Annotated in this window: 23 protein-coding genes; 13 read left to right on the forward strand and 10 right to left on the reverse strand. The window is 59.7% G+C overall.

The window, feature by feature from the left end; all coding sequences use genetic code 11:
- Positions 1-68 precede the first annotated feature (68 nt).
- From ACZ5WQ_RS02975 to ACZ5WQ_RS03020, 10 genes are all read right to left on the reverse strand, one after another.
- On the reverse strand, positions 69-416 hold the full coding sequence (locus tag ACZ5WQ_RS02975) for a hypothetical protein (RefSeq protein WP_464383088.1): 348 nt from the start codon (positions 414-416) through the stop codon (positions 69-71).
- Positions 417-479: 63 nt separating this feature from the next.
- Positions 480-1,109 carry a hypothetical protein gene (locus tag ACZ5WQ_RS02980; protein ID WP_464383089.1) on the reverse strand — a complete coding sequence of 210 codons (630 nt, stop codon included), beginning with the start codon at positions 1,107-1,109 and terminating at the stop codon, positions 480-482.
- Positions 1,093-1,293, reverse strand: a complete 201-nt coding sequence (locus ACZ5WQ_RS02985) for a hypothetical protein (RefSeq protein ID WP_464383090.1) — start codon at positions 1,291-1,293, stop codon at positions 1,093-1,095. Before ACZ5WQ_RS02985 ends, ACZ5WQ_RS02980 begins: the two co-directional genes overlap by 17 nt.
- Complete coding sequence (locus tag ACZ5WQ_RS02990) at positions 1,284-1,454, reverse strand: hypothetical protein (RefSeq protein WP_464383091.1); 171 nt, start codon at positions 1,452-1,454, stop codon at positions 1,284-1,286. Before ACZ5WQ_RS02990 ends, ACZ5WQ_RS02985 begins: the two co-directional genes overlap by 10 nt.
- Entirely contained in the window at positions 1,442-1,672 is a 231-nt protein-coding gene (locus tag ACZ5WQ_RS02995) for a hypothetical protein (RefSeq protein WP_464383092.1), read from the reverse strand. Before ACZ5WQ_RS02995 ends, ACZ5WQ_RS02990 begins: the two co-directional genes overlap by 13 nt.
- Before the next feature lie 989 nt (positions 1,673-2,661).
- Positions 2,662-2,823, reverse strand: a complete 162-nt coding sequence (locus tag ACZ5WQ_RS03000) for a hypothetical protein (RefSeq protein ID WP_464383093.1) — start codon at positions 2,821-2,823, stop codon at positions 2,662-2,664.
- Positions 2,824-3,153: 330 nt separating this feature from the next.
- Positions 3,154-3,567, reverse strand: a complete 414-nt coding sequence (locus ACZ5WQ_RS03005) for a hypothetical protein (protein ID WP_464383094.1) — start codon at positions 3,565-3,567, stop codon at positions 3,154-3,156.
- 49 nt (positions 3,568-3,616) lie between these two features.
- The gene (locus tag ACZ5WQ_RS03010; RefSeq protein WP_464383095.1) at positions 3,617-5,101 is read right to left on the reverse strand and encodes a hypothetical protein; all 1,485 of its coding nucleotides are present in this window, start codon (positions 5,099-5,101) and stop codon (positions 3,617-3,619) included.
- 185 nt (positions 5,102-5,286) lie between these two features.
- Positions 5,287-5,529, reverse strand: a complete 243-nt coding sequence (locus tag ACZ5WQ_RS03015) for a hypothetical protein (RefSeq protein WP_464383096.1) — start codon at positions 5,527-5,529, stop codon at positions 5,287-5,289.
- A gap of 204 nt (positions 5,530-5,733) precedes the next feature.
- Positions 5,734-5,958, reverse strand: coding sequence for a hypothetical protein (locus tag ACZ5WQ_RS03020; protein WP_464383097.1), 225 nt, complete (start codon positions 5,956-5,958; stop codon positions 5,734-5,736).
- Positions 5,959-6,238: 280 nt separating this feature from the next.
- Between ACZ5WQ_RS03020 and ACZ5WQ_RS03025 the strand changes: the two genes are divergently transcribed.
- The 13 genes from ACZ5WQ_RS03025 (at position 6,239) to ACZ5WQ_RS03085 (ending at position 18,340) form a co-directional block, all read left to right on the forward strand.
- On the forward strand, positions 6,239-6,538 hold the full coding sequence (locus ACZ5WQ_RS03025; protein WP_464383098.1) for a hypothetical protein: 300 nt from the start codon (positions 6,239-6,241) through the stop codon (positions 6,536-6,538).
- Positions 6,539-6,603: 65 nt separating this feature from the next.
- The gene (locus tag ACZ5WQ_RS03030) at positions 6,604-7,134 is read left to right on the forward strand and encodes a hypothetical protein (protein ID WP_464383099.1); all 531 of its coding nucleotides are present in this window, start codon (positions 6,604-6,606) and stop codon (positions 7,132-7,134) included.
- Positions 7,131-8,915, forward strand: coding sequence for a phage terminase large subunit (gene terL, locus ACZ5WQ_RS03035; RefSeq protein WP_464383100.1), 1,785 nt, complete (start codon positions 7,131-7,133; stop codon positions 8,913-8,915). The genes ACZ5WQ_RS03030 and terL overlap by 4 nt, the downstream gene beginning before the upstream one ends.
- An 11-nt stretch (positions 8,916-8,926) precedes the next feature.
- On the forward strand, positions 8,927-9,139 hold the full coding sequence (locus ACZ5WQ_RS03040) for a crAss001_48 related protein (RefSeq protein ID WP_464383101.1): 213 nt from the start codon (positions 8,927-8,929) through the stop codon (positions 9,137-9,139).
- 35 nt (positions 9,140-9,174) lie between these two features.
- Positions 9,175-11,304, forward strand: coding sequence for a portal protein (locus ACZ5WQ_RS03045; RefSeq protein WP_464383102.1), 2,130 nt, complete (start codon positions 9,175-9,177; stop codon positions 11,302-11,304).
- Positions 11,305-11,316: 12 nt separating this feature from the next.
- The gene (locus ACZ5WQ_RS03050; RefSeq protein ID WP_464383103.1) at positions 11,317-12,417 is read left to right on the forward strand and encodes a hypothetical protein; all 1,101 of its coding nucleotides are present in this window, start codon (positions 11,317-11,319) and stop codon (positions 12,415-12,417) included.
- A gap of 208 nt (positions 12,418-12,625) precedes the next feature.
- Positions 12,626-13,771: a phage capsid family protein gene (locus ACZ5WQ_RS03055; RefSeq protein ID WP_464383104.1), complete on the forward strand. Its 1,146-nt coding sequence runs from the start codon at positions 12,626-12,628 to the stop codon at positions 13,769-13,771.
- A 51-nt stretch (positions 13,772-13,822) separates the two neighbouring features.
- Entirely contained in the window at positions 13,823-14,185 is a 363-nt protein-coding gene (locus tag ACZ5WQ_RS03060) for a hypothetical protein (RefSeq protein WP_464383105.1), read from the forward strand.
- Positions 14,186-14,188: 3 nt separating this feature from the next.
- Complete coding sequence (locus ACZ5WQ_RS03065; protein ID WP_464383106.1) at positions 14,189-14,911, forward strand: phage adaptor protein; 723 nt, start codon at positions 14,189-14,191, stop codon at positions 14,909-14,911.
- Entirely contained in the window at positions 14,908-15,525 is a 618-nt protein-coding gene (locus ACZ5WQ_RS03070) for a hypothetical protein (protein ID WP_464383107.1), read from the forward strand. The genes ACZ5WQ_RS03065 and ACZ5WQ_RS03070 overlap by 4 nt, the downstream gene beginning before the upstream one ends.
- A complete protein-coding gene (locus tag ACZ5WQ_RS03075) occupies positions 15,525-16,229 on the forward strand; it encodes a hypothetical protein (RefSeq protein ID WP_464383108.1) in 705 nt (234 codons plus the stop codon). Before ACZ5WQ_RS03070 ends, ACZ5WQ_RS03075 begins: the two co-directional genes overlap by 1 nt.
- A 3-nt stretch (positions 16,230-16,232) precedes the next feature.
- Positions 16,233-16,754, forward strand: coding sequence for a hypothetical protein (locus ACZ5WQ_RS03080; protein ID WP_464383109.1), 522 nt, complete (start codon positions 16,233-16,235; stop codon positions 16,752-16,754).
- 14 nt (positions 16,755-16,768) lie between these two features.
- Positions 16,769-18,340 carry a hypothetical protein gene (locus ACZ5WQ_RS03085; protein WP_464383110.1) on the forward strand — a complete coding sequence of 524 codons (1,572 nt, stop codon included), beginning with the start codon at positions 16,769-16,771 and terminating at the stop codon, positions 18,338-18,340.
- Positions 18,341-18,385: the final 45 nt, after the last annotated feature.

An 18,385-nucleotide genomic window follows, 5' to 3' on the forward strand; every position in this document is an offset into this window, starting at 1 on the left:
GAGGAAGTGGTAGGCCAAGGCGGCGGTGAACACCGCCAAGGCCAGTGACCCGCAAATGGCATCGCGCATTACGCTACGCGGGCCATGCTGGGGTTGCGGGTGTTCGCTGCGGCTGTGGTGAACAGCTGATCCGCGGTGAGACTTGGCACCACGTCCTGTGCCGCGAACGCCTGCAACAGGGCACGGTTCTGTGCCAGTTCGGCCTGGATTCGATCCAGACTGTTCTGGATGGACGGGGTGGGGTTGGGGAAGGCGCGGTTGATGTCGTCGAGGAACACCTCGACTCGATCGAAGTCCACACGCTCCGGCTCAAAGCCGTAGGGGGTGAACAGCCGAGCGAGGCGGTACTGTTGCTCTGCGACCTTGATCGCGGCTTGGTTGACGATGATCTGCAACGGGTTTTCAGTGGTTTTCATGGTGATTCTCCGATGATTGTGTACAAAGGTGACAAGTGATGTTTATCAGCGGTGCTGATACGGTTAGGCACGCCGATCCCACACACGGGATTGGCGCGTGATTTCCTCAGCCAGTCGAAGGTCGATCTGGCTCAGGGTTTTACCTCTGCCGAGGTAAAAGGTGTCCCCAGCGTTGGGGTTGTTGAAGCGGGCTACGTCATGGAACTGATCAGACGTGACCTCCCGTAACGCAGCATTACCCCACAACAGGGTTTCGCTGGGGCTGTTGATCTTGTGGAACCAGTACGCGACCAGTCGCAAGGGCAGGTCGTGCTCGATGATGAACTCCTGCACTCTGGCAGGGTTCATCGTGGCGAGAGTGCGCTCCCACCATTCCTTTTTGTCCGCGTAGCTGGCCATGTTCAGGCGCATGCCCAGCTGGTACGCATGGTGTTGCAGCGAGCGGGTGTGCAGGTTGTGGCGGGCCGCATACAGATCGGGCGGTAACCCCGAGGCACGTTGAGCCTTTACATGCTGTTCTGGGGTGTTTCGCAACCGTTCCCGGTCACGCAGCGAGAGGCCATTGTCATTCAGCGCACGATAGATGCGCATGGGCTTTACATCCCAGCTTTCAGCCAGTTCTTTTACGGTCAGGCTCGGGTCCGCGATAAGGGCCGCGTGGGCCTGTCTGATTTCGTCACGCGTTAGCGGCATCGGTCTTCTCCACAAGGCGGATGAACTCGGCCAGGTCAACCGCCAGGTCAATGATTTGCTCGGCCTTGGCCTTGTCCTCGCCACAGGCCGCTTTCAACACAGGGGCTGACGGCTTTCCGTGCCGCCAGCACAGGATCAGGGCAGTGATGGTCTCCGCATCATCACTGCTGATATTCAGTCCCACAGGGTGACCTCCTCGCCATCTTTGTCGGTCAACGACCACCAAAGGAGGAAGGGTTCATAACTGGCGTGGAGTGCCCGGGCCTGTTTGAGGGTCAGCGGGCCGACCTCTTGCTCATTGCCGGGGTCGTCCATCAGCTCGAATGTTGCTATCAGGCCGTACATGGGGCGTACTCCACGCTGACGGTTGATGGGCGGGTGTCCTTTGGCACTTCGACGAGGGCCAGCATGAAGTGCAGCTGCCGGCCTTGTTTCAGCAGCATGGAGCGCAGGCGCATTTCAGCATCGAGCGGATTGGCCGCTTCGATGGTCTTGGTCTGCTTGCGAGGGGCGTCCGGGACGTAACGGTCCCGATGGGTGAACGAGGCGCGATATTTGGCCATGAGTCCTCCTGACTGAATGCGAAGGGGAATATAAGCCCTGCTGATATCTATATCAACAGGGCTGACTGGTAGGTGGCATTTTTGCCTGTGACGGTGGTTCTAAAAATGCCACCCTGAAACCCCCGTTCTAGAGCGGTTGACGGGGGACAGGGGGCACTTTGGGGGCAGCAGGGGGCACTTTGGTGGCAAATAAGTGCCACCGCTGGAGGCCGCGTGGTTACTGGGCTGTAGGGGTTTTAGGGGGTGTTTTTCTTAGTTTTTAACTAAGTTGAGCCACAAAATGATATTCAATCACAAAATATTGTTGTATGGCTCCGCCAACCCCATTGTGTGAAGTGGGGAATGCTATGCAATATTTTGTGATTTTATTCCCGTTGCTGGGCCAACTGGAAAAAAAAGTAGTCCAAGTGCCACCTTTTTCCCTGTAGCCCACGGATGGCGCGGGTTCTGGCGGTGGCATTGTTTTTTTGAAAGTGCCCCCAAAGTGCCCCCTAAATCTGGCGAAGGCTCTAGGACGGGCCTTTCCAGGGGGCAGTTTTGAACCCCTTAAAATTGGTAAGACCAATTTTTCCACGCATTTTGACGATTTACGTCTCGTCAATGAGACACTTTGGACTTTAGTATCGTCCCTTGCCGCAGGTCATCCCACTCCGGCACTCGCCAACTGACAGGGGGCAAGTGACCCTTGTCGAGCAGATAGCGATGAACGCCCTCTGCCTGCGCGTTGGCAGCCTCAAGGTGTATTGTACACCCGAAGGCCTTACCCTTCATCTGCACTTTCCACACGCCGTCTGTTTTGCTCCAGGTGACGCCTTTCGCGGGTCGGATGTCCCCTGTATCGGGTTTAGGTTTACCCATCGTCTGTACCCCGCTGCGTTCGCTTGGTTGGCAGCAACCGCCAAAGGTCACGGGCCAATGCGGGCCAGAGCACCCGCCGTGGGACACCGTACAATCGTGCCAGCCGGTAGCAGGCCAGCAGCACCCTGAGCTTACGACTCATCGACCACCTCGCAATACTCGTTGGTGATTTCGTACCAGAGCGCCCATTCGTGCTGGGCGAACACCTGAGCTTCTTCCAGTGTCGGGAAGGTGGCGCTCTGTTCCCCAACGCCATCAACTGCCTGATATCTGACAGTGTATTCAGGTTGCATGGTCTTTCTCCTGTGATCTGTGATCTGTGATCTGTGATCTATGCCAAGTGGCAAGTGACCCGTGATTCAGGGCAAGTGGCAAGTGGCAAGTGTCGAGTGCCAAGTGACCCTCGTCCGTCCACCCAGTGAAGCCAAGTGACTATTGACATTCGTCATCTGACAGCGCACACCTGTCCCATCACGAATGGCAATACAACCCGACGCAGACGCAGACGCAGACGCAGACGCAGACGCAGACGCAGACGCAGACGCAGACGCAGACGCAGACGCAGACGCGGACGCGGACGCAGACGCGGGTGTTAGGGGTTAATCGGAGGGGTTAGCCCGCACTCACGCGGCGGTCGCGGCACTGACATGGCAGACCGGGCCAGCGCCTCGCACCCGCCCGAGGTAGAAGGCCATGTCTCGTGCATCGAGACGACCCTTGCCGTTGCAGCGGAAGCACCGCTCGTTCCGGCGAGGGTCTGTGTGGAACAGGTAGCGCCCTGTCCCGTGGCAGTGGGGGCAGCTGCCACCCTCGTGGTGGTCAGCGACCTTACTTTCCAGCCAGCGGGCCAACTGGCCCACTGCCTTCGGCTTGAGGCCAAGTGCTTCGCGCAGCATGTCCTCGGTGACGGTGCCGCCGGACACCACGCGGATGCGCGGCTTGGCGGGCTTGGCGGGCTTGATTGGCTCAGCTGCTACAGCAGCCTTGAGCTTTTGGACACGCTGCTTGGATGCAGCCATTCGATCTTGCATAGACATAGAACCTCCTGCCCGGGGCATGTGCCCCGGGACTTGGTGAGTGAGTTGATTACTTCGAAGCCAGCATCAGCTGGATTGCAGCGAGGGCCGCATCGTCATCCATCATGCGGGTCTTGGCCTTCCACTCAGCCTGCTCGACGAGCAGTGCATCCTGAGCTTCTTGCTCGGTCAGATACCAGCCGTGCTTGTTCCAGTACACCGGCGGTGCAACCGGCATCGCGTCGCGGGCGAACAGCTCCCACATCTTGGCCAGCGACAGGTCAAGCTCGCGCAGCTCCTTGTACACCGGGGTGATTGCATCGCGCTGTGCCTCGCAGGCCTCGATCACCGCGTTGAACCAGGCGCGGTCACGATCTTCCTGAGTGCCAGTGTCCAGTTGATGCCCACCACCAGTGTGGAAGTGAACGCCATCCGCCCCCAGATGCGGCATGGAGTCGATTACCGCGCTCGCGGACCCGTCCCCGAACACTGACATCCGTACCAGCTCGGAGCCGAAGCCCACATCCGCCTCGCTGATATCGCCGAAGGGCAGGTATTGCACCCGCGACAGCTCAGTCGCTTCGCCCATGCCCACGCGAGTGACGCTGGCCGGTGCGTTGTAGCGTTCCTCGGCGAATGCCTGACGATCCAGACGCTCCAGCTGCTGCTCAAAGCGTTCCTTGGTCATCTTGAGAGCCTGAATGTCACGCCATACCCGGCGGGTGACGTGGTTGATGGCCCAGCGGGCGTACATCGGCTTGCTGTGAAGATCATCGAGCGAAGTCATGCGGCGCTCGATCTTCTTCTGCATTGCCTCCTTGTCGTCCGCGTACTCCAGCGCTGCGGCCCAGCTATCAGCGAGGCGATCTAGCACCAGGTCCCAGGCAACGCTTGGCTGCGGCCACTGCTTCCCGATCAGTGCGACCTTGGCCGTTGCGGCCTCGATCCAGTCGATATCGGTGAACTCCATATCCCAGAGCTGGCTAGGATCGTGAATTGCGGTGATCAGCTTGCCTTCGTCCTCGGACATGCTGCCTGCCCGTTCCCCGCTGTTGTGCGAGGCGAGCGCGGCTTCCTGCATTTCGAGGATTTCTTCGATCTGCTCGTAGTCGTAACCCGACTCCAGCAGCTCCTCCTCTGTATACAGCTCGGGAGCCCCCGATGTGGCTTCATCGAAGCAGCCATCCTTGACTGCCAGCGTGACCTCAGCGAGCACCAGCTCGCGGTGGTTCTCACCCCGGTGGGCAGCGAAGCCCATCGAGACCTTCTCAATCAAGCGGTGCGCATCGCGCATGTGCTTGACTGCCTTGGTGTATGGCAACAGCCCCAACTCATTGGCTGCACGAAGCGCCAATGCGATGTTGGTCATCGCCATTTGGCTCTTGAACATGGTGTCCCGGAACAGGGACATCTCATATCCGTTGCGTGTTGTGACGCTCTGGCCGAGCATCGGTTTTACCCATTCAAGCAGGTCAGCGTCCTTGGTCAGGACAGGCAACCATACCTCGCTACCGTAGGCAGTGGACATTACATCGTTAACAGTGATAGTTTTCATATCGTGACTTCTCCAAGTTACAAGTGGTAGGCCCATCACCGGCTGCAACCAGTGATGGGCTTTTTTATGGCAGATGCGGGCACACAGCCATTGCCGTGCGACGCGTACTGCGAACTGCTGTTTGGCAGACTCATCAGTAGCGGCATGCCAAGCCGCTAGACACCACATCCTTGTGGTGTTTCGTCTTACATCCAGTCCTTTTCCTGCTGGATGTCGAACCTGTGAACGGAAGACCCGTCGGCTCCCTCCCACCACCAGTCCACGTCGATACCGCCCTCGCGGGCGATGGCCAACGCCTCTCTGTGTTTCCCCTCATCGAGGAGATACTTCATTTCGCTTATCTCCCCCTCACTGCCCCCGTGCAGGTGGAATGACTCTGTGCTGGAGTCGTTCTGGTTCTTGATGCTTACTACGGTCATGTTTTTCATCGTGTATTCTCTCGTGTAAAAGTGGCAGACTCATCAGTGGTGGCATGCCAAGCCACCAGACACCACGTCCTTGTGGTGTTTCGTCTTATGCGCTGAGTACAACCCACCCCTGTGAGGTGGACATGATGCGGGCATAGCGCCCAGTCATGCGTAGCTCGCTGCACAGTGCGCGAGCCACGGCTTGCGATGACACTGGGAAGAGCTTCATACTGCACCCCCCAGTATTGCGCCCAGCACTGCGACGCCTATCACCAGCGCCGGTATCCCTACCAGCTGACCCAAGCCCATGTGCGCTTGGCGCATGGCCTTGGCTTTGGCATAGCGGTTAGCCCTGTGCGCTACCATGTAGAGGTGGGCCACGCCTACTGCGGCAGCAGTGAAGTAGATCGCGATGAGCACAAGCGCGAAGATGATGTGTGTTGCGTACATAGGTATCTCCTAACCCCCCGGGGAGGGGGTAAAACAAGGTTCCTTGGGTTTGAAACTGGAATCGCCGGAACCTGAGAAGCGAATCCAATCGGGAGTCCCTGAACCGCGCACCCCCATACCCCCCTGCCACCCGCGCCCTGTGACAATTGCCACTCGACTTTCACCCCTTGCCCCCCGCCCCTTGCCCCTTGCCTTGGCCAGGACAAATCGACTTTTGCCCCTTGACTTTTTTCCCCGGGAAATCGACCCTTTTCGAAAAAGCGAAACGGAATTTTTTTCTATGAAATTTTTGCTAGGCCTTTTCCTCCTGACCGCCGCCACTTCGACCGTTGCCGAGAGCTACAACGGCGCCCCTTACCCGACGCTCAACGGGGGCGTCCCTGACCACGGTTCGGATGGCTACCGCCAATACCGGCTGCACGAGCAGCAGCGCTTAAACGACTCGCTAAACCAGCAGAACATGGCGGCTGCACAGGCTCGGGAGGCAGAGGCGAATGCCCAGCGCCGCCACAACGAACTGATGCAGCAGCTTCAGCAGCTTCAGTCACCGGCCCAGGAAGAAGGCTGGCGCCCGCGCTGACCTGATAAGGGTCCAAGTGGCCCTTTTCTTTACCGGCCAATATCAGCAGTGCTAATATTCCCGGCATGGCTGCTACCCCAATCCTTGACCCTGACGCTCAGCTCGCCTCGATAGAGGCCGACGAGAAGCTCAACCTGCTTGATCTGCCCCGCATCACTGCGCAGCAGAAGGTGTACGTCGCTGCCCGTGTTTCAGGGCTCAGTTCCCGCGCTTCCGCCGAGAGGGCGGGCGCTTGCCGCGCTACCGGGTTGAAGTGGGAGCGCGACGAGGTGATCCAGGCCTACATCGCCAAGTATGAGGAGGAAATGGAGAAGCAATCGCTTCCCCGAGTCCGCTTCGGCATTGAGGATGCGCATGCGATGTACATGCAGGCGTACCACATGAGTGCCACCGCCGCTGAAATGGTCAAGGCCACCGACTCGCTGGTGAAGCTGCACCGCCTCAATGAGGTTCCGACCAAGGAGCTGCCGACCGACGTGACCCCGCAGCAGCTGGCCGACTTGCCGGTATCCGAGCTGATGCGCCTCGCAGGCTTGAAGGTCCAGAGTTTGCAGCCAGAGCTTCTCGAAGGGCAGTTTGAGGAGGTCGAAGATTGACCGTCGTTGCCCGAGGTAAGCGCGTCGAGCTGCGCGAGTGCCCGAAGTGCTCCAAATCACATCCCCATACCCTGTTCAATGCACAGGGATTTTGCATCTACTGTGTGCAGAACGCAGTTCAGGCCACCAACGAGGAGGTGGCGAAGCAGACCTTCACAGACCCGGGCGATTCGCTGGCCAAGAAAAGGGCCGAGTATCAGCGCATTCAGCGTGAGAAGAAGAAGGCGCTAAAACGGATCAAGCAGGATCGCGAGGACAAGGTTGCCGAAGCCGCTGCTATGAGCGCAGCAGAAGCGGCCAAGCAGGAGCTGGCCCGCCGCGAGCTGGCCCGCAATCACTTGTTGCCCTTCATCCTGCGTTTCAATGACAGCTATGACCCGGGCTGGGTGCATCAGGACATTTGCGACAAGCTGGAGTGGTTCAGCGCCCAGGTTGCAGCCCAGCAGTCCCCGCGACTGATGATTTTCATGCCGCCGCGTCATGGGAAATCGGAAATTGGCTCCCGGTCCTTCCCCGCGTGGCACCTCGGCAATTACCCGAAGCACGAGTTCATCGGCTGTTCCTACGGCTCTGACCTGGCGAACGGCTTTTCGCGCAAAGTCCGTGACCTTGTGCGCGACCCTGCGTACTCGGCGGTTTTCCCGGAGTGCCGTATCAACAAGGACTCTCAGTCGGTTGAGAACTGGCTGACGACCGAGGGCGGCGGCTATGCGGCGGCGGGTGTTGGCGGCCCCATCACTGGCCGGGGCGCACACGTCCTGGTAATCGACGACCCGATCAAGAACCGAACCGACGCTGAGTCCGCCACCAACCGCGAGGCGGTGTGGGACTGGTACACCTCAACGGCTTACACCCGTCTGGCCCCAGGCGGCGGCGTGCTGCTGATCCTGACTCGTTGGCATGACGACGATCTGGCCGGCCGGTTGCTGCGCAAGATGGCTGAGGGTGAGGGCGACGAGTGGGTTGTGGTTGAGTACCCGGCTGAGGCGGTGCATGACGAGCTGTTCCGCAAGAAGGGCGAGGCGCTGCACCCGGCGCGTTATGACGAGGTGGCGCTGGCACGCATCAAGCGTGCAGTCGGCCCGCGTGACTGGCAGGCCCTGTACCAGCAGAACCCGACCCCTGACGAGGGGGACTACTTCAACACGACCATGTTTAAGTGGTACGGGCCAACGGAGCTGCCGCCGTACTCGGACATGAACTTCTACACCGCGTGGGATTTGGCCATCGGCGAGAAGGAGCAGAACGACTACTCGGTCGGCATCACGGTAGGTGTGGACCAGCACGACCGCACCTATGTCGTTGACATCCAGCGCGGGCACTGGGGGCCGTTGGAGCTGGTGGACAAGATGCTTGAGGTCTATAAGACGTGGCGCCCGGCCATCACCGGCATCGAGCGCGGTCATATTGAAATGACCTTGCGCCCGTTCCTCGACAAGCGCATCCGCGAGGAGCGCCTGACCAGTTTCTTCATCGAGGAGCTGAATCCGGGCAAACGCGACAAGGTAGCCCGCGCTCGATCCATTCAGGGTCGCATGCAGCAGGGGCTGGTGTACTTCCGCAAGGGTTGTAACGCCACGGCACAGCTGGTGGCGGAAATGATGCGCTTCCCCAACGGGGTGCATGATGATGGTGTAGATGCGATGGCGTGGCTGGGTCAGATTCTGGCCCTGATGGTTCGCCCCCGTGAGCAGCCGGCACCGCCGAAGAAGAGCTGGAAAGACAAGCTGAACAAAATTGCCCGAGGCACGAGCGGACGGCGCAACTACATGAGCGGATGAGGAATGCCCAGATGGATAGTTCATTTGTTGATCGTTTGGAAGCAGAGCAGGCTCAGTTGGCAGAACGGGTTACCAAGCTGGCGGCGTTCATCACCGACAACGAGCTGTACCTTACCCTGTCGGACGAGCACCGCAGTCTGATGAATGACCAGCTACGGGCGATGGAGGAGTATCTGATGATCCTTGAACGCCGCTGCCGGCTACACGCCCGCAATAGCGCGTGATAATATAAGCACTGCTGATATTCGAGGATTTGTCAATGGCCGTTTCTGACCCTATCTCTGTTGCGCGACACAATACTGCTCGCTATGTCCGCGCTCGCGATAGCGGCCACATCGACTACACCACGCAGGCCAAGAAGTTTGATGGCATGTACACCGGCGACGGGCAGTGGGACGAGGCGGTTAAGGCCAAGCTGGAGAAAGAGGGTCGCCCTGCGCTGACCTTCAATATGATCCTGGCTGTGATCAACGCGGCACTCGGCGAGCAGATTCGCCGGGATGTCGCGATTTCCTTCAAGCCGCGCCGCAATGCCTCCCGTGAGGTGGCCACTATCCTCAGCAAGTTGACCATGCAGATTCAGCATGCCAACCGCTATCGCTTCCTTGAAACCTCGGTCATGGCTGACGGCCTGATTCAGGATCGTGGTTTTTTCGATGTGCGCATGGATTTCAGCAACCACATGCAGGGTGACGTGAAGATCACGTCGCTCGACCCGCTTACTGTGGTACTCGACCCGGATGCGAAGGAGTATGACCCGGCCACCTGGAACGAGGTGACGGTCACCCGCTGGATGTCACTGGAGGAGATTGCCGGCCTCTACGGGCAGGACAAGGCGGATGAAATCAGCACGATGGCGCTTTCCGGTGAGTACAACCGGTTTGACAGTATTCGCTTTGAGGAGGCCAGCTTTGGCGAGACCTCTGGCACAACCTTCGTCTATGACCAGGACGACAAGGACAACCGCGACATTCGATCGGTTCGGGTCGTAGAGCGTCAGCACTATCGCTGGACGATGGAGCAGATGTTCGTTGACCCTGAGACAGGCGATATGTCTGAGGTGCCGAGCGGCTGGAGCAAGAAGAAGGCGGCGGCCTTTGCCAAGAAGATGGGCCTGTTCCTGCACAAGCGCCCTGGCCGGCGTGTCCGCTGGACGGTATCCGTCGACTCTGTACTACTGTTCGATGACTGGTCGATCTACAAGACCTTCACCATCGTGCCGTTCTTCCCGTATTTCCGCCGGGGCAAGCCCTTCGGCATGGTGCGCAACCTCGTCGGCCCGCAGGAATACCTGAACAAGACCCGTAGCCAGGAGCTGCACATCGTCAACACCACCGCCAACAGCGGCTGGAAGGTTGAGGAAGGCACTCTGGTCAATATGACGGTGGACGAGCTGGAGCTGCGCGGGGCCGAGACTGGTTTGATCATCGAGTACGCCCGTGGCGCCCAGGCACCCGAGAAGATCACCCCGAACTCTGTCCCGAGCGGTTTGGATCGCATCAGCGAGAAGGCGGCGTTCGCCATCCGTGAAATCAGTGGCGTCAATGATGGCATGCTGGGCTTCGCCGCAGCATCCGTGTCGGGTGTTGCGCTCGACCGCAAGACGCAGCAGGGCCAGGTCCAGCTGGAGGTTGTTGCGGCCAACATGGAGCTGACCCGGCATCTGGTGGCGAGCAAGATTCTGGAGTTGATTCAGGACTTCTATACCGAGGAACGCATCGTTCAGGTCACTTTCGATCCGAACCCGAACATGGACCCTGAGGAGCTGGTGATCAATCAGATCGACGCTGCCGGCCGCATCGTAAACGATGTGACCGAGGGCGAGTATGACATCGCCGTGACCACTACCGCCCGCCGCAACAACTATGACGAAGGTCAGTTTGCCTCGCTCATGGATATGCGCCTCAACGGTCTGGCGATCCCGGATCAGGTCATCATTCGCCACAGCGATCTGGCCGAGCGCGACGAGATTGCGGCCCAGGTGGAGAAACTGCTGGGTCAGGCGGCGCCGACCGAGCAGGAAATGGAACTGATGATGATCCAGCAACAGCTGGCTATCGAGACTGCTCGCGGCGAGCTGGACAAGCTGATGGCCCAGGCCGAGAACCTGCGTTCGTCCACCGCTGTGAATATGGCCAAGGCCAGTCAGCTGGCCGGCGGCGACGAGGCCCCGGAGATTCAGCTGGAGCGCGACCGCCTGGAAGCGCAGATCGTGCTCAAGCGCGAAGAACTCCAAACCCGTCTGATGCTGGCGCAGATGACCCACGGCGCTCGGGCGCGTGGCGAGCAGACCCGCATCGCCGCCGATCTGGCCCGTACCAAGTTCCAAGGCGACGTTCAGGTGGCTACTGCCGCTATGGCTCGCCAAAAGCAATCCCCAACGGAGTAAACAGGAGTCCTTATGGATACCAACAACGGCCCGGCTATTGATATGGGCGATTTCCTCGAAACAGGCAACATTGAGGAGCTGCCAGATACCCTCGACTTCGGCCTTACCGGCGATGAGCCTGAGGTAGAAGAACCTGATACGGGTGAGTCCGATGCAGACGAGTCCGATGCAGACGAGTCCGATGCAGACGAGTCCGATGCAGACGAGTCCGATGCAGACGAATCCGATGCAGACGAGACCGATGCAGACGAGACCGATGCAGACGAGACCGATGCAGACGAGGCCGATGCAGACGATCAAGACGGTGATGGCGAGGACGAGGACGAGGGCGAGGACGAGGACGAGGGCGGTAAGCCCAAGGCCAAGGGCAAAGCGCCGATGGTGCCGAAGGCCCGCATGGATCAGGCCCTGCGCCGAGCCCGTATGGAAGCGCAGCGCGTCCAGGAGCTTGAGCAGGAGCTTGCCCGCGTTCGTCAGGAGGCAGCTGAGGCGAGTCGGCCCAAACCGCTGACCCGTGAAGAGATTGCAGCCCGCATGGCGGAAGCCAATGAGGCGCTGGTTGCTGGCGACTCAACCAAGGCGGCTGAGATTCAGGCTGATCTGATGGCCTCACTGACTCCGCAGCAGGCCGCGGAGGCTTCGCGTGACGCCGGTATGAGCGAGGACGTAATCAGCCAGGTCGAAGAGCGCCTGGAAATGAAGGCCACGCTGCGCGAAATCAACGAGCGCTTCCCGGAGCTGGACGATAACGGTGAGGCTTTCAACGAGGATATCTCGGCCGAGGCTGTGATGTACCAGCGCACTTATATGGCCAACGGGTACACCTTGGCCGAGGCCACTCGTAAAGCTGCCGATACCGTCGCCAAGCTGCATGGTTTGCAGGACCGCAAAGCCCCGGCTCCGCAGCCCCGGACGAAGCCTGATGTGGCTGCCACTCGCCGCGCGGTCAAGACCAAAGCCAAGGTGGAGAAGGCCACTCGCGCAGCGCCTGAGTTGACCGGTAATCGCGGCGAGGACGATGCGGCCGCTTCCTTCGACGTGTTCAAGGCAACGCCGGAGGAGTTTATGGCTCTGCCCAAGTCTGTCCAGGATAGGCTTTTGGGTATCGCATAATTCCCTTGCAAGCCCCGGCCATCCGGGGCTTTTCTTTGGGTATCAGCAGTGCTAATATTTAGGCATCTTCGGGTGTCTCCACGATAGCGAGACGGGGTACGCCACCCTCAAGGGCGCACATTTCGGTAGCTCCCACGACACGGGCGCAGGCAAGCAAATCAACTTTTTTGCTGCCGCGCTGGCTGTGCGCGGTAGAGGGGAAACCAAAATGGCAATGACCGATTTTGCTGCTCTGACGAACGAGCAGAAAACAGCGTGGAGCCTCAAGTTCTGGCACCATGCCCGCACTCACTCTTTCCTGAACCGTTTCACCGGTAAAGGCCCGAACGCCATGATTCAGATGGTCACTGAGCTGACCAAGACGAAGAAAGGCGCCCGAGCAGTAATGACCCTGCTGGCTGACCTGCAAGGCGACGGTGTTACCGGCGACTACCAGCTGATCGGTAACGAAGAAGCCCTCAACAGCTTCGAAGACGTGATCCAGATCGACCAGCTGCGTCACGCCAACCGCAACACCGGTAAGCTGAGCGACCAGAAGTCCATCGTCAATTTCCGTAACGCCTCCTCTGATGCGCTGGCGTACTGGATTGCAGACCGTATGGATCAGCTGGGCTTCCTTACCCTGTCGTCCCTGCCGTACACGCTGAAAACCAACGGTGCTCTGCGTCCGGTACTGCCGACTGGTCAGAACCTGGCCGACCTGGAGTTTGCTCCCGATCCGGCTACCGTCGCACCGACCGCCAACCGTTGCTTCTACCTGACTTCCAACGGTCTGAGCCGTGGTACTGGTGACAACGCCGCTGATGGCGTGATCATCCCGCTGACCTACAAGGCGCTGGTGCAACTGAAAGCTGCCGCCAAGGACAGCTTCATCCGCGGTATCAAGGGCAAGGGCGGCGAGGAGGTTTACCACGTCTTCGTAACCCCGATGGGCATGGCTGACCTGCGTCTGGACCCGGACTTCCTCGCTAACGTCCGCGCTGTCGGTGTTCGCGGCTCCGGTAACGAGCTGTTCTCCGGCGTTTCCAGCGTGATGGTCGACGGCATGATGATCCACGAGTATCACCACGTTTTCAGTAACGAGGGTGCTGCTGCGGGTTCCCGCTTCGGTCTCACCGGTAACGACATCGGCCAGCGTGTACTGCTCTGCGGTGCGCAGGCTATGGGTATGGCTGACATCGGCATCGCCGAATGGGAAGAAGAGGATTTCGACTACAAGAACTCCTACGGTATTTCCATCGGCAAGATGTTCGGTCTGAAAAAGCCGCAGTACAAGGGCAACCTGTCCAGCTACAACACCAAGGAAGACTTTGGTGTTCTGACCATCGACACTGCGGTATCCGCACTGTCTTGATTGGGGATTGGCCCCCTCCGGGGGGCCTTTTTTCACTGATGGAGAATCCCGATGTCTGACAAGCAGTACGTTTCCCCAAAAACACAGATGATCACCCACTTCGGCAAGCAATTTCGCATGGTGGCAGGCGAGCCTTACACGCTGCCCGAGGGGCTGATCGCCCCGGCCTTGGCAAAAGGCGTTCGTGAATACGACGCAGAATCTTCCGCCGAAGAGCCCGTTGATACCGAGGCCCCGGCGGGTATCGAAGATGTCATCGGCGCTATCAAGGCGTTGATGGAAAGCGGTGACCCCAAAGCGTTCAGCGAGCGCACTGGCGAGCCCAGTCTGGTCGCGCTGCGTAAGCAGCTGGGTCGCCAAGTGACTGATGCCGAGCGCGATGCGGCCTGGGCTTCTGTCAAAGCAGAGGAGTAAACCATGCCGATTTTGGCCAGTTCGATTATTGATCGCGCACAGACCATTGTGCAGGACAAAACAGGCGTCCGCTGGCCATATCGGGAGCTTCTCGACTGGCTGAATGATGGTCAGCGTGAGGTGGCGATCTACAAGCCGAGTGCGACGGCGCAGAACGTAGCGCTGCCGCTCCAGCAGGGTACTCTCCAGTCCATCGGCCCCGGTGGACTGGCGTTGCTGCGCGTCATCCGCAACCTGAAAACACCGGTGACCAACCCGCGTGTGGGTACTCGTGCCTGCCGCCTGGTCGCGCGTGAGGTGCTCGATGCGCAGCATCCCTCTTGGCATGACCCGTCCGTGTTTCCCTACGAGCAGAACGTGAAGCACTTTTGCTTCGATGAAACCGACCCGACCCACTTCTACGTCTTCCCCGGTAACAATGGGGCTGGCGCGGTCGAGGCGGTTGTGTCTGTTAGCCCGGACGATGTGACCTTGGCTTCTGGTGCAGACGAGAATCTGCTGGAGTCGTACCGAGTGGGAATCCGCATCCCGGATATCTACTCCAACTGCCTGCTGGATTACGTCCTGTTCCGCGCGTACTCGAAGGATGCAGACTATGCCGGCAATGCAGAGCGCAGCGCCACGCACTACACCCTGTTCGTGAACACGCTGACTGCCAAGACCACGAACGAGGCCACGTTCAACCCGAACGCTGGTCAGTCTACCGGTGAGCGAGCGATCCGATGAACTACGTCGAGGAGCTTCTCGCCGAGGCCCTGATCACGGCCCCCCAGTGTCCCGAGACAATCGTTGAGCGGATGCTGCGGGTTGCCTGCGTCGATTTCTATCGCGAGACGAAAGCGTGGCGGATCACTACCGATCCGCTTGCTGTCATTCAGGGTGTGCAGGAAGTTGACCTGGAGCTGCCGGCCGACACCAAGCCTGTCCACATCTACTGGTCGCGACTTGATGGTGTTGACCTCCGCGCTGTGTCCCCGCGCTCGCTGAAAAGTATTGTGGGGGAGCCGGAGGGTTTTGCGTTTTCGGGATACGCCCCTGTGTTGACGCTGGATCGAATCCCGGAGCGCACTTACACCGTCGATGGCCTGGTCGTTCACATGGCGGTGGCACCGACAAACAAGCTGGATGTCCTGCCGGACGAGCTGTATGAGTCGCACCGTGACGGCATCCTCTATGGCGCCCAGGCTCGGCTACTGGCCATGCCCAATGTGCTTTGGGGCAATTTGCAATCGGCGATGGCGATGGCTTCGTTGGCCAGTGCCGAGCAGCTCAAGGCCAGCCGTGAGGCGGAGTCGATGCAGGCGAATGTTACCCGGGTTGTGAAGTACGGAGGTTATTGATGAGTGGCGGCGGCAGCAAACCGGAGGAGGTGCAGGCCTCGGCCGGCGAAAAGATGCAAGCTCAGCTGGCTAAGGATCAGATCGCGCATTACCGATCTACTTACGCTCCGCTTGAGGCTCAGTACCGGGATGTGGCCGGCCAAGACCCTTCTGCCCGTTTTTCCGGCCAGAATGCGACGGCATCGGCCCGCGAGGTGACCGATCTGTACCGCGCCACCGGTATGACTGGCTCCAGCATGGATACCACCAGTTTGGCTGAGGCCATGACCACCAGCCGTGTTTCGGGTTTGGCGCAGGGTCGGCGAGAGCGTGACGATGGCCGCCTGGACTCGCTTGAGGTGGGCCTCGGGGTGAGTGCTGACGCCACCAAATCGCTGTCGCAGGCAGGCATGATCCAGACCCAGGCTGCTATCGACAAGACCCGCGAGGAAATTGCCAAGCAGCAGGCTAAGGCCGATATGAAATCAGCGGTGGTTGGCGCAGCTGCAACCCTTGGCGGTGCCTATGCGGCCCCCAAGCTGGCGGAGTACAAGCAGCGCCTTACTGATCAGCGCGAAGTCTCTACCTTGCGCAGCGCCAATCCGCAGTTTGCTGATGCCGAGCGTCGGCTTGGCACTTCAACCGCGCTGATGCTTGCTCGCGGCGAGCAACTGGGCGCCGCTAAGGCACTTGGCGGCACCCGCAATATGTACCGGGGGCGTTAATCCATGAGCCAGACACCTCTAGCTGACGAGTTGGGCCGTATTTCGCGGGATGAGTTTGAGCGGTATCTGAACGAGTTCCGCCCGGTCGAACAACAGGTCATCGGTTCGCTTGGCGAATCTACTGTGGGCGCGTCGATGGATGCGGCCCAGGCAGATGCTGTGCGCAGCCGGGCGTCGCTTGAACGCATGCGCGAACGCTACGGCACTACCGTTACACCGGCGGCAGCAGCCGGCGAAGCCCGCCAGCAGAACCTCGGCTCGACGCTTAACACCGTGACCGCAGGCAACCTCGCAGCGGATGCAGACCGCGACAACAAACGCCAGACGCTCGCCGGGTTGATGAACGCAGGGCAATCGCTTCGCCAGAACGCACTTAACGGCTTTGGCTCGGCAGCGCAGATGGAGGGCGCTCGGGCGTCGGCCAATAGCGCGAACAAGGCCGCATATACCCAGCAGAAGTCCCAGCAGCGGACACAGATGATTGCCAGTGCCGCCAGCCTGGGCGCAGCACTGCTGTTTATGTAAACGAGGGTCACTCGATGAGCAATGCACTATCAGCCGTACTGCAAGGCCTTGAGCGCGGCAGCACTATCGGCCTGAACTACTATCAGGCGATGAAGGACGAGGCCCGGGCGAACCGCAACGAGGCCCGTACTCTTGCGCGGGATGCTGAGAGCGACCGCCGCTATGAGCAGGAGTTTACCTACCAGGTCGGCCGCGACCGCGTGGCTGACGACCAGTGGGAGCGCAATTTCACCCGCGAGGGCGAGCAGTGGGAAAAGGATTACGAGGTTTCCAAGCGGCAAGTGGCAGTAAGTGAAGGTAACCTTCGCCTGGGCCGTGATCAGTTCAACTACAACCGGGATACTGCCGAGCGTCAGCGCCGCGAGGCGAACGATACTGCTTTGTTCAAGACCTCGTTGATCGGTGACGACGGGCAGTACATTACTGACCAGTACGCTTATGCGGAGCGGGCGAACAACAACCCGCAGATAATCAAATCTATGATAGGGGTGGCTGTTGCCAACGGGATGATCAGTGCCGAACGGGCCGCCATGCTTACCGGCGGACAGGTGGTGCCGACTCCCAACGGCCTGGTGCTCCGTGTTGCGGGCCGTGATGCCACCGGTGCCCCGATCAAGCCCGGCGGGGCACCGCTGACCGTCAATGGCACCAGCGACCCGGATGATCTGGTCGTCGAAATCAACATGACCCAGTTGCGTAATCTGGCCGATCCCAATTTCCGCGAAGCCCAGCGTTCCGCGTCGCTTGCCGATGCGCAGGTGCAGGGCCTCCAAACACGGGCCGAACAGGCACTGGCGGCTTCGGCCCCGGGCCAGCAACGCGCGTTGGCTCAACAGGATGCGAAGATTGAGCGTATTCAGGCTGAGCTGGATGCAGCGAAGCAGGATGAAGCCAGTTCGCGTGTTTCGCTTGGTGGCCCGAACGCATCGCATGTCCAGTTTTCTCCGGCTACCGGAAGGGCGCAAACGCTGTCTGCCGAGCTTGAACGGGCACAGTCGGAGCGGGCCAACTCTGCCCGGGAGTATGAGAACTCCAACAAGTACATTAGGGATTCTACGCAGGCCGGCATTGACAGTGTGCGTAGCCAGCACATGCTGTACGGTGAGGGCTATATCACCCGGCAACAGACGCTCAGCCAGGCGTTGCCGGGTCAACAGGATGCGGCCTACAAGAACTTCGACACTCGGATCAAGAACATCGCCGGGACGCTTCCGTCTTCGCGCAGTAAGAACTACGACGGGATGACGCGGAACGAAGCGATGACACTTCTGAGCCAGTTCCCGCCTGAATTTCAACTAAGGCTGGGCGACCCGACCAACCGGGAGGCCGACAGCGTACTGTACGGCATTATGGACACCATGGCCCGGACTGGATACAAGGGCAACCCGACATTCTTGCTGAACGCTGCCGAAGCTGGCGGTGATCTGGATGCCTATGCCCAGGCGGCGATGTCTCCGCAGCTGGCAGATCGGAAGCCGGAAGAGCGCGACGCCATTGCGCTGGAGATTTCCCGGCGGCTGAAAGCCAACCCCGAGCTGGATTTTGAGACCGTGGCAGGTGAGGTGGTGGCGGGGTTCGGTAAATAAGCAGTGCTGATAAAAGCCTCGCGTGGCCTTATAATGGGGCATCGA

The organism is Halopseudomonas sp. T1L2 (assembly GCF_055397385.1).

What these genes read in the sequence shown, in the direction of transcription:
- ACZ5WQ_RS03030 (WP_464383099.1), top strand. Translation starts at nt 6,604, where the DNA reads ATGGCTGCTACCCCAATCCTTGACCCTGACGCTCAGCTCGCCTCGATA.
- ACZ5WQ_RS03070 (WP_464383107.1), top strand. Translation starts at nt 14,908, where the DNA reads ATGAACTACGTCGAGGAGCTTCTCGCCGAGGCCCTGATCACGGCCCCC.
- ACZ5WQ_RS03055 (WP_464383104.1), top strand. Translation starts at nt 12,626, where the DNA reads ATGGCAATGACCGATTTTGCTGCTCTGACGAACGAGCAGAAAACAGCG.
- ACZ5WQ_RS03060 (WP_464383105.1), top strand. Translation starts at nt 13,823, where the DNA reads ATGTCTGACAAGCAGTACGTTTCCCCAAAAACACAGATGATCACCCAC.
- ACZ5WQ_RS03080 (WP_464383109.1), top strand. Translation starts at nt 16,233, where the DNA reads ATGAGCCAGACACCTCTAGCTGACGAGTTGGGCCGTATTTCGCGGGAT.
- ACZ5WQ_RS02980 (WP_464383089.1), bottom strand. Translation starts at nt 1,109, where the DNA reads ATGCCGCTAACGCGTGACGAAATCAGACAGGCCCACGCGGCCCTTATC.
- ACZ5WQ_RS03005 (WP_464383094.1), bottom strand. Translation starts at nt 3,567, where the DNA reads ATGTCTATGCAAGATCGAATGGCTGCATCCAAGCAGCGTGTCCAAAAG.
- ACZ5WQ_RS03045 (WP_464383102.1), top strand. Translation starts at nt 9,175, where the DNA reads ATGGCCGTTTCTGACCCTATCTCTGTTGCGCGACACAATACTGCTCGC.
- ACZ5WQ_RS03020 (WP_464383097.1), bottom strand. Translation starts at nt 5,958, where the DNA reads ATGTACGCAACACACATCATCTTCGCGCTTGTGCTCATCGCGATCTAC.
- ACZ5WQ_RS02975 (WP_464383088.1), bottom strand. Translation starts at nt 416, where the DNA reads ATGAAAACCACTGAAAACCCGTTGCAGATCATCGTCAACCAAGCCGCG.
- ACZ5WQ_RS03065 (WP_464383106.1), top strand. Translation starts at nt 14,189, where the DNA reads ATGCCGATTTTGGCCAGTTCGATTATTGATCGCGCACAGACCATTGTG.
- ACZ5WQ_RS02990 (WP_464383091.1), bottom strand. Translation starts at nt 1,454, where the DNA reads ATGTACGGCCTGATAGCAACATTCGAGCTGATGGACGACCCCGGCAAT.
- ACZ5WQ_RS02995 (WP_464383092.1), bottom strand. Translation starts at nt 1,672, where the DNA reads ATGGCCAAATATCGCGCCTCGTTCACCCATCGGGACCGTTACGTCCCG.
- ACZ5WQ_RS03075 (WP_464383108.1), top strand. Translation starts at nt 15,525, where the DNA reads ATGAGTGGCGGCGGCAGCAAACCGGAGGAGGTGCAGGCCTCGGCCGGC.
- ACZ5WQ_RS03015 (WP_464383096.1), bottom strand. Translation starts at nt 5,529, where the DNA reads ATGAAAAACATGACCGTAGTAAGCATCAAGAACCAGAACGACTCCAGC.
- ACZ5WQ_RS03010 (WP_464383095.1), bottom strand. Translation starts at nt 5,101, where the DNA reads ATGAAAACTATCACTGTTAACGATGTAATGTCCACTGCCTACGGTAGC.
- ACZ5WQ_RS03040 (WP_464383101.1), top strand. Translation starts at nt 8,927, where the DNA reads ATGGATAGTTCATTTGTTGATCGTTTGGAAGCAGAGCAGGCTCAGTTG.
- ACZ5WQ_RS03025 (WP_464383098.1), top strand. Translation starts at nt 6,239, where the DNA reads ATGAAATTTTTGCTAGGCCTTTTCCTCCTGACCGCCGCCACTTCGACC.
- ACZ5WQ_RS03000 (WP_464383093.1), bottom strand. Translation starts at nt 2,823, where the DNA reads ATGCAACCTGAATACACTGTCAGATATCAGGCAGTTGATGGCGTTGGG.
- ACZ5WQ_RS03085 (WP_464383110.1), top strand. Translation starts at nt 16,769, where the DNA reads ATGAGCAATGCACTATCAGCCGTACTGCAAGGCCTTGAGCGCGGCAGC.
- ACZ5WQ_RS03050 (WP_464383103.1), top strand. Translation starts at nt 11,317, where the DNA reads ATGGATACCAACAACGGCCCGGCTATTGATATGGGCGATTTCCTCGAA.